Source organism: Longicatena sp. 210702-DFI.1.196, from assembly GCF_020563125.1.
GTDB classification, from domain to species: Bacteria; Bacillota_I; Bacilli_A; order Erysipelotrichales; family Erysipelotrichaceae; genus Longicatena; species Longicatena caecimuris.
The window spans coordinates 22,095-33,666 of the sequence record NZ_JAJCPX010000036.1; the positions used below are offsets into that span (position 1 = coordinate 22,095).

Annotated in this window: 10 protein-coding genes; 1 reads left to right on the plus strand and 9 read right to left on the minus strand. The window is 39.1% G+C overall.

Annotation, left to right across the window (positions count from 1 at the left end; genetic code table 11):
- Positions 1-57 precede the first annotated feature (57 nt).
- The 9 genes from LI241_RS12855 to rlmH all read right to left on the minus strand — a co-directional run bounded on the left by LI241_RS12855 (position 58) and on the right by rlmH (position 10,517).
- Positions 58-1,569: an IMP dehydrogenase gene (locus LI241_RS12855; protein ID WP_008690434.1), complete on the minus strand. Its 1,512-nt coding sequence runs from the start codon at positions 1,567-1,569 to the stop codon at positions 58-60.
- Between the two features lie 252 nt (positions 1,570-1,821).
- On the minus strand, positions 1,822-3,261 hold the full coding sequence (glgA, locus tag LI241_RS12860; RefSeq protein WP_008690432.1) for a glycogen synthase GlgA: 1,440 nt from the start codon (positions 3,259-3,261) through the stop codon (positions 1,822-1,824).
- Positions 3,261-4,376 (minus strand): glucose-1-phosphate adenylyltransferase subunit GlgD, encoded by a 1,116-nt coding sequence (glgD, locus tag LI241_RS12865; protein ID WP_008978132.1) that lies wholly within the window; start codon positions 4,374-4,376, stop codon positions 3,261-3,263. The genes glgA and glgD overlap by 1 nt, the downstream gene beginning before the upstream one ends.
- Position 4,377: 1 nt before the next feature.
- On the minus strand, positions 4,378-5,514 hold the full coding sequence (locus LI241_RS12870) for a glucose-1-phosphate adenylyltransferase (protein WP_117547883.1): 1,137 nt from the start codon (positions 5,512-5,514) through the stop codon (positions 4,378-4,380).
- A 293-nt stretch (positions 5,515-5,807) separates the two neighbouring features.
- Entirely contained in the window at positions 5,808-6,563 is a 756-nt protein-coding gene (locus LI241_RS12875) for an ABC transporter ATP-binding protein (protein WP_008690427.1), read from the minus strand.
- Positions 6,547-7,431, minus strand: coding sequence for an ABC transporter permease (locus LI241_RS12880; protein WP_008690426.1), 885 nt, complete (start codon positions 7,429-7,431; stop codon positions 6,547-6,549). The genes LI241_RS12875 and LI241_RS12880 overlap by 17 nt, the downstream gene beginning before the upstream one ends.
- 25 nt (positions 7,432-7,456) lie before the next feature.
- Positions 7,457-8,446: an ABC transporter substrate-binding protein gene (locus tag LI241_RS12885; RefSeq protein ID WP_008690425.1), complete on the minus strand. Its 990-nt coding sequence runs from the start codon at positions 8,444-8,446 to the stop codon at positions 7,457-7,459.
- A gap of 497 nt (positions 8,447-8,943) precedes the next feature.
- Positions 8,944-10,026 carry an enhanced serine sensitivity protein SseB C-terminal domain-containing protein gene (locus LI241_RS12890; protein WP_008690424.1) on the minus strand — a complete coding sequence of 361 codons (1,083 nt, stop codon included), beginning with the start codon at positions 10,024-10,026 and terminating at the stop codon, positions 8,944-8,946.
- 14 nt (positions 10,027-10,040) lie between these two features.
- On the minus strand, positions 10,041-10,517 hold the full coding sequence (gene rlmH, locus LI241_RS12895; RefSeq protein ID WP_008690423.1) for a 23S rRNA (pseudouridine(1915)-N(3))-methyltransferase RlmH: 477 nt from the start codon (positions 10,515-10,517) through the stop codon (positions 10,041-10,043).
- Positions 10,518-10,611: 94 nt separating this feature from the next.
- On the opposite strand from rlmH, the gene LI241_RS12900 reads away from it, so the two are divergent.
- The gene (locus LI241_RS12900) at positions 10,612-11,448 is read left to right on the plus strand and encodes a type II secretion system protein (protein WP_008690422.1); all 837 of its coding nucleotides are present in this window, start codon (positions 10,612-10,614) and stop codon (positions 11,446-11,448) included.
- The last annotated feature ends 124 nt before the right edge of the window (positions 11,449-11,572 follow it).

Consider the following 11,572-nt stretch of genomic DNA (forward strand, 5'->3'; position numbering starts at 1 on the left):
GTGATCTTTTTACCTAATTATCTTACATAGTTGATTATGCCAGAATATAACGTATGGTTATTTGACTTTAGCATCAATCGTATTATCCTTTACGACAACATCGTGTGCGCCGCCTTCTACGATAGATGTAGAAGATACAAGTGTAATTTTTGCTTTTTTCTGTAATTCAGGAATCGTCAAAGCACCGCAATTACACATGGTATGTTTTACCTTGCTTAACGTCAGATCGACATTATCCTTCAATGCTCCCGCATATGGAACATAAGAGTCAACACCTTCTACGAATGAAAGTTTCTTACTTCCTCCCATATCGTAACGCTGCCAGTTACGTGCTCTGGCACTGCCTTCACCCCAATATTCCTTCATATATGTACCATTGATGGTAACCTTCTTTGTCGGTGATTCTTCAAAACGAGAGAAATAACGACCTAACATCACGAAATCTGCTCCCATCGCCAATGCTAAGGTAATATGGTAATCGTGTACGATACCACCATCGCTACAAATAGGAATATAGATACCTGTTTCTTTATAATATTCATCACGTGCTTTCGCAACTTCAATCGTAGCTGTAGCCTGTCCGCGTCCAATACCTTTTTGTTCACGGGTAATACAGATACTACCTCCGCCGATACCGATTTTGATAAAATCGGCACCTGCATCTGCTAAGAAACGGAAACCTTCAGCATCCACAACGTTTCCGGCACCGACTTTTACGCTGTCACCATAATGATCACGAATCCACTTTAAAGTGATTGCCTGCCATTCACTGAAGCCTTCACTTGAGTCAATACATAATACATCTGCACCTGCTTCTACCAAGGCAGGAACACGCTGTTCATAATCTCTGGTGTTAATACCGGCACCAACTAAATAACGTTTTTGGCTATCTAACAATTCATTTGGATGTTCTTTATGAGAATCGTAGTCTTTACGGAATACGAATGCTTTTAAATGCTGTTCCTCATCAATGATCGGCAACTGATTCAGTTTATGTTCCCAAATTAAATCATTTGCTTCACTTAAAGTACAGCCATCTTTACCATAGATCAGCTTTTCAAATGGTGTCATGAATTCACTGACTTTCATTGCTGTATCCATACGAGAAATACGGTAATCACGGCTTGTGATAATGCCTACAAGTTTTCCTTCCGCCGTCCCATCTTCTGTTACGGCCATCGTCGCATGACCTGTTCTTTCCTTCAGATCCAATACATCCTGTAAGGTAGCATCCGGACGAATGTTGGAATCGCTGTAAACAAAACCTGCCTTCGTCATTTTTACACGCTTTACCATTGCGGCCTCATCTTCTACGCTCTGAGAACCATAGATAAAGGAGATTCCTCCTTCTCTAGCTAAAGCACATGCCATACGCTCCCCGGATACAGACTGCATGATGGCAGATACCATTGGGATATTTAACGATAATGCAGGTTCTTCCCCTTTTTTAAATTTTACAAGAGGTGTTTTCAATGAAACATTTACTGGGGTACAATCAGAGCTGGAATATCCAGGTACCAATAGGTACTCGCTGAAAGTACGAGAGGGTTCTTCAAAATAATACGCCATAGTTCACATCTCCTTTTCTACTCAACTTATAAACTTTCCCGATTTATAATTGATATTTTAATACATTATAATGATTATCTGTTTTGAAGTCAATATAGTTTTGAAAAGATTTTCATTACCAGAGGCAGATGGTAAAGTTCTACCTTTTCACTCTTTTCTAACATGTGGCACTCTTTAAGGAAATGGGGATGATTATTGAAACATCCATTCAATAGGAAAAGGACAGCACAAAGGCTGTCCTATATCTACAGGTTAAGGATGTAACTGGGCATATAACTGACAATAGGTTTCAGCACTCTTTTCCCAGCTGACATCTGTATTCATAGCATTGCGTACAAGAATCTTCCAATCTTCTGGACGGTTATAGTATACATCTATTGCATTATACATAACCTGTACCATTTCATCTGAATTATAGTTCGCAAAACTGAATCCATTTCCAGTCTTATCAAACTCATTATACGGAGTTACCGTATCCTTCAATCCACCTGTTTCACGTACTAATGGTAATGTTCCATAGCGCATGGAAATTAACTGTGAAATACCACATGGCTCAAACAGAGATGGCATGAGGAATAAATCACTTGCCGCATAAATACGGTGTGCTAAAGAATCACTGTATCCGTTATAGAATGCAATTTTACCTTTATTGCCTTCTTCTAGCTGACGCATTTTCTCTTCGATTCCGCTTTCCCCACTACCTAAGATGGCCACTTGAATTGGCATTGCACAGATTTCAGAAAGTTTTTCCATCATCAGATAAAAACCTTTTTGCCATGTCAGTCGAGATACTGCCCCAACCAACATCACATTAGGATCTACCGTAAGACCAAGTTCTTTCTGTAATGCCATCTTATTTTCTTTTTTCTCTTTCGCTACATTTACTTTATTGTAATGATATGGTACATCCGGATCACTCATCGGATTCCACATTTCGATATCGATGCCATTGGTAATACCCCATAAATCATACTTACGAATGTTTAATACCATTTCCATATGTTCACCATACTGTGGTGTTAAGATTTCCTGTGAATACGTAGGTGATACCGTTGTTACTTTATCCGCATATAAGATACCCGATTTCATAAAGCTGATGCCACCGTCATAGCGGACATTGCCATTATCGAAAATACGATAATCTAAGCCTAAGCAACTATCCAGCATCTCAGGACCAAAATTACCCTGGAATGCGAGATTATGAATCGTATAAACAAAGCGGATATTGCGATAACGCTCATCAAAGCTGTGCCCTTCTTTGCACATTGCCGGTAACATACCAGTGTGCCAATCATGACAATGCATGATTTCCGGGAAGTAATTCAGCTGATTCAACATTTCTAATACGGCTTTCTGGAAGTAAGCAAAACGCTCACCATCATCGATATAACCATACAAGCCATCACGTTCAAAGTATCCTTTATGTTCTACGAAATAAAATTTAACTTCTTTACGTGTTGTAGACCAAATATTCACAGGTACTTCATGATAAGCAATGGATACACTATATTGTGCCTCTAACTGCATTTCCTCATGAAACTTCTGTGCTATTTTTAAATACATAGGCATGATTACACGAACTTCATGTCCTTTTTTCACCAGCTCCTGAGGTAAGGAACCTACAACATCTGCCAGCCCTCCACTTTTAATAAAAGGAAGACCTTCTGATGCGACCATCAATATTCTTGCCATTAGATTTTATCATTCCTTTTCACGTACAGTGGCTGATCAGGATGTCCGATCAATTCTTTTTTACGAACGATTCTAGCCTTCTTATCCACTACTACATTTTCTATATGCACATCTTCTCCAATGATGGCACCAGGCAGGATAATACTGTTTTTGATAACAGCGCCTTTTTTGATGACAACACCACGTCCGATAACACTATTCACAATGTCGCCTTCAACGATACAACCGTTGGAAACCATGCTGTTTTGAACGGTGACATCACTATAGTACTGCGTTGGACAGGAGTCATTTGTACGTGTATAGATTGGCCAGTCACTGTTAAACAAGTCCATTGCCTTATCGTAATCCAATAAATCAATATTCGCATTAAAGTAACTCTTGAAGTCGTTCACACATGCGACAAAACCACGGTGAGCCACACCACGAATATCCAATTCTGAACATTCTTCATTTACAATATCACGGAACCAATATAATGATGATATATTAGCCGCCTTTTTCACTAACGAAATGAACAAATCTTTACTCATGACGTAAGTTTCTAATGAAATTGTTTTGCTCTTCGAGTTCCCACGATTCTTTTCAATAGAAAGAACGCCTTTTTGTTTATTTAAGTTCAATACATCACAGTTAATGAAAGCTTCTTTTGCGTTATCCACATTTTGATATAACATGGTAATATCTGCGCCGCTTTCAATATGTGCATCCAACAGATTTGAGAAATCCTGACGATAAATCATATGTGCAGGAGCAAGGATGACATATGGCTGATTTACATCTTCAATTGCCTGCATGTTAAACATATAGGAATTGATATCATTGTTATAGAAATCCACATCATCCATATTCTTTGCAGGCAGGATATGCAGTTTTCCACGTTTTGAGTTGATGTTGTAATGACGGCCGGTTCCCAGATGTTCAATCAAAGAACGAGGATTCGTCTTAACAAACACTTTGATGTGGTTAACACCACTATTACTCATATTAGAAATAGGAAAGTCAATCAGACGGTATCTTCCCAAAAAGGAGAATGCGGATACCGGGCGATAGTCTTCCATTCCTTTGACATTTACATTAGGTCCTTCATAATTTACGATTCCAAATGCATTGCACATATTACTCACCCCTCACTCTCTTACTGATCAGCTCAATATTTTCACTGTCAGGACTGCCGACAACAGCACCGGCATCTACCTTCACGCCTTCTGCGATAATCGCACGATGAATGATTGCACCTTCTCCGATTTCAACATTTGGCATTAGCACAGAGTCATTAACTTTCGCACCTTCCGCTACTTTTACGCTTGTGAAGAGGACAGAGTTATTAATTTCACCATTGATGACACAACCCTGATTAATATATGCATTATTAACTTTGCCTTTTGGTCCGATAAAGTGTGGAACCGTGGCAACATCTTCTGTATAAATCTTCCAATCCGGATCATTTAAATCCAATTCATTATTGGAACTTAACAAATCCATGTTTGCTTCCCATAAAGAATCAACAGTTCCAACATCTTTCCAATAGCCTTTGAATTGATATGCGTATAAACGCTTATTCTCATTCAACATCGCAGGAATAATATCTTTACCGAAGTCATGATTACTGTTAGGATCATCCATATCAGCAACCAACATTTTACGAAGTTGTTTCCAATTAAAGATGTAAATACCCATAGAAGCCAGGTTGCTCTTTGGCTTTTCTGGTTTTTCTTCAAATTCCACAATACGATCTGTTTCATCCGTATTCATGATACCAAAACGGCTTGCCTCTTTCATAGGAACCGGCAATACTGCAATTGTGGCATCTGCATCACATGCTTTATGGTGAGCCAGCATTTTAGAATAATCCATCTTATAAATATGGTCACCGGAAAGAATCAGAACATATTCCGGATTTTGCTGATCGATGAAATCAATGTTCTGTGAAATAGCATCGGCAGTACCGCGATATACATCAAAAGCAGCTCCGTCTTTTTCACGTGGAGGCAGCACGTATACTCCACTATCCTTTGCGTCCAGACCCCAACGCTGTCCAGCCGCCGCATATGAGTTCAGCAATACACTTTCATATTGAGTCAGCACACCAACAACATTGATGTTAGAATTGGCACAGTTACTTAACGGGAAGTCGATAATTCGGTATTTCCCTCCAAAGTACACTGCAGGTTTTGCGATCTTTTTGGTTAAGGCATACAGTCGTGTACCTCGACCTCCGGCCAAGATCATAGCCAGCATGTTATTTTGTCTCATGTCGAAACCCCCCTTTAGGATTTACTATATATTAAGTATAAAGGCTTTTGCTTTAAATTTCCACCCTTTTTGTTAGAAAATTGAAGATTATGTATGCGTTTTCAACATTTTTCGTGAAAATTCGTCATCAAGCAAAAACATGCAGCTTTGTCAAGAACCAATTTCCGTGCCTTTTTGCCAACTCCTTGGCGAAATGGTCCTCTTCATTAACCGCATGTTCATTATATTAACGTATGTTGCAACATATGCCTATCAATTTCTTATTCCATTTTCTTCCATATACGATTGTATAATTAAACGAAATCATACATATTCAACAAATCATCTACTGATGTTTGCCGGCGTTCTTCGCCTTCCAGGACCTTTACGATTTTTCCTTCATTTAAAATAATCGTCTTATTGCCATATTCCAATGCCTGTTTCATGTTGTGTGTAATCATAAGCGTCGTAATATGATGCTCTTTCACCATACGCTCTGTGATGTCCATCACTTGTTTGGCCGTTTTCGGATCTAAAGCCGCTGTATGCTCATCAAGCAGTAATAATTTCGGTGTTACGATGGTTGCCATTAAAAGCGTCAAGGCCTGTCGCTGACCACCGCTGAGCAGTCCGACATTTGTTGTAATACGCTCTTCCAAGCCCAAGCCTAAAGATGCTAATTGTTCAAGAAAGAATTTACGATCTCCTTTCTTGATAGCCTTACTTAACGTCGTACGTTTTCCTCGGCTATACGCCAGTCCCAGATTCTCTTCAATCGTCATATGGGGAGCCGTGCCTTTCATCGGATCTTGAAATAAACGCCCAATCACTCTGGCTCTTTTATATTCGGGCGCATAAGTGATATCCTGACCATCCAAGATGATTTCTCCTGCATCACATTCCAACGTACCACTGATTGCATTTAATAAGGTACTCTTACCGGCACCATTTGTCCCTAACACACTGATGAAATCACCATCATCTATATGGAAAGATAAATGATCCAAAGCGATGCGTTCATTACTGGTGTTTGGATAAAACGTAACACATACATCATTTAAGTCCAGCATGTTTTCTTCTCCTTTTCTTTCCTTTTACATATGGCAATGAAATAGCAAGCGCCACTAATATTGCCGAGAATAAGTTTAAATCACTTGCGCCAATGCCAAATTGCAGAGCAAAGGTTAAGATAAAGCGGTAAATAATAGCACCGCTGATGACTGCCGCAAATTGAAACGGTAATGTCTTTTTACGGAAGAAGGCCTCACCGACAATAATACTGGCAAGACCGACCACCATCATACCGACGCCTCCACTGACATCCGCAAAGTTTTGATACTGTGCAAAGATACCTCCCGCAAAAGCCACAAGCGCGTTCGCTAACGTGATTCCCATGATTTTCATCGCATCGGAATTAATGCTGCTTGCCCGCACCATGGCCTCGTTATCTCCCGTGGCACGAAGACTCATACCAAGCTGTGTTTTTAAAAAGGCATACAGTAAGATCATCAGGAATAATAGTATCACAAGAATTACGAAAGCTTTGGTATTTGCGCCAAAGATTCCCTTTAACGGAGTGAAGATCGTCGTTTTTCCAAAGATCGAAATATTAGGCTGACCGCCCATGATCTTCAGATTTATGGAATACAGTGCCGTCATTGTCAAAATGCCTGCTAACAATGGCTGTATGCGACATTTCGTTTGTAAGATGCCGGTAATTCCACCTGCCATGGCGCCTAACACAAAAGCCATGAAAACACCGAGAAACGGATGCCCCATTTGCGCGATGATTGCCGATATTGCACAACCAGTCGTAAAGCTTCCATCAATGGTCAGATCCGGTATATTTAATACCCGAAACGACAGAAAGACACCCAATGACATAATGGAGAAAATCATCCCTAATTCAATTGCGTCTTGCAAAACAGCTAATGACATGCACTTCATCCTCTCTTTAAATTGCTTATTCGCCCTTCATCATAACCAGATTCTCACGGTTTTTCACCGTATCCGGTAACTGGATGCCCAAGGCTTTTAACGTATCTTCATTGATATAAGTGTTTAAATCATCTTTAAATACTTTTACCGGGATATCCGCAACCGCTTTTCCTTTTAAGATTTGATCCACCATTTTCGCGGTTTCTTTTCCCAAGTTCGTATAATTAATGCCGACCGTCGCAAAGCCTCCATCACTTACCATGGAGTCCGCGCCTGTATATACCGGCACTTTTTTCTTATTTGCAGTTTCAACCAATGCGGTGATGGAACTTGCCACCGTATTATCATTGGGCGCAAAAATCGCATCGCATTGATCGGTCAATACCGAAATGGCACTTTGAATTTCACTGATATTTTTACCACTGCCTTCCACCAATTTGATATCGTGTTGCTTACAGAATGCTTTCGCTTTCTTTAGGTTTGATACCGAATTTGCTTCACCGCTGTTATAAATAAAACCAAGTGTTTTCATGGATGGATCGATTTCTAATGCTAATGCTAAAATCTGATCAACTTGAATTTCATCACTTGTTCCTGTGATATTTTTATCCGGTTTCTTTAAATCCGTGATCAAGCCGGCACCAATCGGATCACTGACAGCAGAGAAGACAACAGGAATATCCTCACTGTAATTTGCCGCCGTTACCGCTGTTGGCGTCGCTATCGCTACGATTACATCGCTGTTATTACCGGCAAAGGTTGATAATATAGAATTTAGCGTATTTTGCTGATTACCGGCATCTTTAAATTCAAGCTTAATATTTTCTCCATCTTTATACCCTAATGCTTTCATTTCTTCTTTAAAACTGTCCCGAATTTCATTTAATGATTTATGCTCTACAATTTGGGCAACGGATACAGTGGGCACCTTTTCATCCTTGCTACTGTTGCCACATCCTGCTAACATCGTTGTTCCTAAGACAGCCGCAGCTGCCATCTTCAATAATTTTTTCATATAAGTTTCCCTTCCTTTTCACATTGTGTTTTATCTTTTCTTCTTGTACGTCATGGTTATGATGTATACACCATCGCCATTCTTCTGCGTTTTTTAACACAATGACCACCTCCCTTTATCAAAAAAAGCATCCGTCCTAAAAGTCCTCTGACTTCAGGACAGATGCTGTATCATTCATCTGCGGTACCACCTGATTTGGTGTGTTTGTTACTTTCACACCCACCTCATTCAAAATGCAATAACATTTCTAGCCTGATAACGTTGGCATACGTCTTGGATACTAAGCTTCCGCGTTTCCCCTTGCCCTCCAGAGTCCATTTACAAAACGGCATCGCTATCCCTTTCCAGCTAATGGGACTCTCTGTAAGCACCTATCTTGTTTTATCTCTCTGTCTTTGGTTTCTTCTAGGATACACCTCTTATTTGCATATGTCAACATTATTTTTCAATATAATTTCTGAAAATATTTTCATTAATGCTGCTTAACTTTCTTATTTTCATTTACCTGACAAAAAATAACCTTTTTTAAAATCCTCTGGATGATCTTTCATAAGAATCCCATAATGACTGCCATATCGTCCGGTATCATTCACTTTTGCGACTTTCACTCTTTCTCTGCCATACTCAATTCCTTGTGCACAACTAGTAAACAGCCTTTCCCTTTGTTCATTCAAACAACTAACTTCGCCATTATCAGAAAGCTTTCCATGCAATACCTTTACACCTACGACACAACGTCCATCTTTCAAATGGAAACATTCTTCAATAACAGCTAAGAAAGGGATGTCCAATTTCTTATAAAACATCTTTTTATAAAAAGGTTCTGTTTTTTCTGCCACATGAATGCCCAATTCACTATGAACATCAACGAAATCTAAATACATCCCTTTTAAATGCTTTCTACCGGCATCTGCTAATTGATCAAACACATCCTTAAGGTTCGTCGCATCTGCGTCTACTGCAACGACATAACTTTGTTGTTCCTCATATATCATCAATTGTAAATATAGTGCCTGAATCGTTTTATCTTTTTTCGCATAGGCTTTCAAAGCCGCTTTTAATTCCTTGGGCTCTTTCGCAGGTTCTCCTATCATCACATGTTCCTGGGCATGAAGCACGCGCTCACTATGTCCTTTTTCTCTGATTTCCTTTTGTTCCTTTAAAGAAAGAACCAATTCTTTTGGATAGACGATATTCATCCCGTATGGATCTACGACAAATCCTTTTATTTCTTCACTCTGAATGATAATCTTAGCATAATCATCGAACGTGAACGTCAAGGCATGCATCCTATCTTTGTTTGGATATTTTTGCATCTCTTCTCCACTTGTAAATGCCATAAAATATTGATCGCCTTTTGTTGTCGCAAGGGAGGGAAACGTAAACGTCGTTTTTTCATCCAATATTTGTTTCCCATCTGCACCTTCTTTAAGTTCACCGTGAATTACTACTGGCATTAAGAATTTCACCTGCATTAATTCATCATACATATGATTTTCCGATTCCGGTGTCTGCACTTCGCGCAGAACCTGAACACTGTTAAGAAAATCTTGTGCATCTGTTTTAAACTGTTTGTTCATTTTCAAGTTCTCCTTTATTTATGATATGGGTTATGATGTAAGATCATATAAGCACGGTAAAGCTGTTCCAGCACCAAGACGCGTGTCATTTGATGCGTAAAGGTTAAATCTGATAATTTCCAACGCCAATTCGCTCTGTCGATTACCTTTTTACCAGGCCCTAAAGAACCGGCAATCACAAAGGTAATATTACTGGATTGATAAGTCTGTAACTTTTCTATTTTATCAGCCAAGGTTTCACTGTTTATCATCTCACCCCATAGATCAAGCAGAATCACATATTCCTGATCTTTTATTTTTGCTAACAGACGTTCTCCCTCTTTTTCCTTCACCAATGCATTTTGTGCTTCACTATTTGCTTGCGGTGCGATTTCATCATTTACTTCTATAATCTCTAATTTGGTAAAGGGCCGTAACCGCTTTTCATATTCAGCAATTTGTGCCTTCACAAATTTCTCTTTGATTTTACCGACGGCAATTATTTTTATCATGCGTGTTTTCCTTTCCAATAAAATAAATTTTTAATCTTTTCCTTACATGTCTTCCAAAATATGATACCATAAAATAAGTAAAGGAGGAAATCTAATGCGAAAGAAGAGGCAAGGATTCACCTTAATAGAAATTATTGTCGTGTTGGTCATTCTGGGAATTTTGCTGGCCATTGCCACGCCTTCTATACTCGGCTATGTTCAAAAAGCAAAAGATTCCCGCCTGTTGCAAGAAGCCAGACATGTCTTGGTAGTAAGTAAAGACTATGGTTTACGACTGCACACGAAGGAAGAATTACAAAATCTGTCGACGGATGAAGTCATGGAAAAGATCATGAAGGATGCCGAAGTAGAAGGCGAATTGCTGGAAATTCATCTAAATAAAGCGCAAGATAATGCCGGTGATTTTATTGTGAAGATTGAAGATAAGTATCTTTCTTACAATGATGAAAAACAGGAATTTTCCTTTTTAAAGAGCTATGATAATGCGTTTGTGAAAGCCAATAAGATTATAAAGCAATTGCTAAATCAAGATAAAGAAGCTTATCAGATCCTGTATTCGTATTATTATAAAGCCGATCAAACACCGAATAAAACCGGTGCTCTTGATAGTGAAGGGCCTAATTTTGGCTCCAAGATTCGTGTCGAATTAGAGAAAAACGGAATCGATGCAGATGCATATAGTTTTCGTATATACAACGATAACAACAATTGTAAAATAACTATTGCGACAAGGCGGATTACCATAGCAGATGCCCATCAGCAACAAATTGACATCGTGCAGTATGATTATGGAAAAGGCGGTAAGTTTCATACCGAACCGACCATCAAGAAAGGAAAAGTTCCCGTTGTAATTAAAAAAACTGAGGATCAAAGTACCCATCAACAAGTTACGTATCCAGTCCTTGATGTAGAACATGCCACTTGGGAATAAGCACCATTGCAAGGACACTTTGTTTGCTATACACAAAAAAGCAATCTACGCATGAACATTTGATTTTACGGATATCTAAATTATCGTAGGGATAAGCGATACCTCTAAATTATCATAGAGTTTC

Coding starts and splice junctions, on each gene's coding strand:
- rlmH (WP_008690423.1), bottom strand. CDS start 10,517: ATGATAAAAATAATTGCCGTCGGTAAAATCAAAGAGAAATTTGTGAAG.
- LI241_RS12890 (WP_008690424.1), bottom strand. CDS start 10,026: ATGAACAAACAGTTTAAAACAGATGCACAAGATTTTCTTAACAGTGTT.
- LI241_RS12880 (WP_008690426.1), bottom strand. CDS start 7,431: ATGTCATTAGCTGTTTTGCAAGACGCAATTGAATTAGGGATGATTTTC.
- glgA (WP_008690432.1), bottom strand. CDS start 3,261: ATGGCAAGAATATTGATGGTCGCATCAGAAGGTCTTCCTTTTATTAAA.
- LI241_RS12900 (WP_008690422.1), top strand. CDS start 10,612: ATGCGAAAGAAGAGGCAAGGATTCACCTTAATAGAAATTATTGTCGTG.
- LI241_RS12870 (WP_117547883.1), bottom strand. CDS start 5,514: ATGAGACAAAATAACATGCTGGCTATGATCTTGGCCGGAGGTCGAGGT.
- LI241_RS12885 (WP_008690425.1), bottom strand. CDS start 8,446: ATGAAAAAATTATTGAAGATGGCAGCTGCGGCTGTCTTAGGAACAACG.
- LI241_RS12875 (WP_008690427.1), bottom strand. CDS start 6,563: ATGCTGGACTTAAATGATGTATGTGTTACGTTTTATCCAAACACCAGT.
- LI241_RS12855 (WP_008690434.1), bottom strand. CDS start 1,569: ATGGCGTATTATTTTGAAGAACCCTCTCGTACTTTCAGCGAGTACCTA.
- glgD (WP_008978132.1), bottom strand. CDS start 4,376: ATGTGCAATGCATTTGGAATCGTAAATTATGAAGGACCTAATGTAAAT.